The organism is Burkholderia sp. BCC1977 (genome assembly GCF_905339595.1).
Classification (GTDB): Bacteria; Pseudomonadota; Gammaproteobacteria; order Burkholderiales; family Burkholderiaceae; genus Burkholderia.
Genome location: NZ_CAJPGQ010000200.1, coordinates 1 through 302 on the forward strand (window position 1 = coordinate 1; position 302 = coordinate 302).

Annotated in this window: 1 pseudogene; it reads right to left on the reverse strand. The window is 69.5% G+C overall.

Features of this window, described 5'->3' with window-relative positions:
• Positions 1-302: pseudogene (locus tag U5771_RS35465) on the reverse strand (hypothetical protein); the annotation flags it as partial.

Genomic DNA, 302 nt, shown 5'->3' on the forward strand with positions numbered 1-302 from the left:
GCGTAGAGCTGCGAACCGTTGATTGCATCCGTGCTGGTCGCCGAGATTTGACCGGCTGCGACGTTGGTGATCTGGCGTTCGGCGCCGGCGGCACCGACGCTGACGACGCTGCTCGGGTTCGAGCCGGCGAACGAGTAGGTCGTGCCGCCGATGGTGGCGCCGGAGGACGGATTGGCGGCTGCGGTGGTCGAGCCGCTGCCGAGCGCGACGTCGCCGGCGTTGTTGGCGACGGCATTCGGGCCGATGGCGACCGAGTCGGTGCCGAGTGCCTGGCTGTCAGCCGCGGTCGAGTTCGCGTGGAA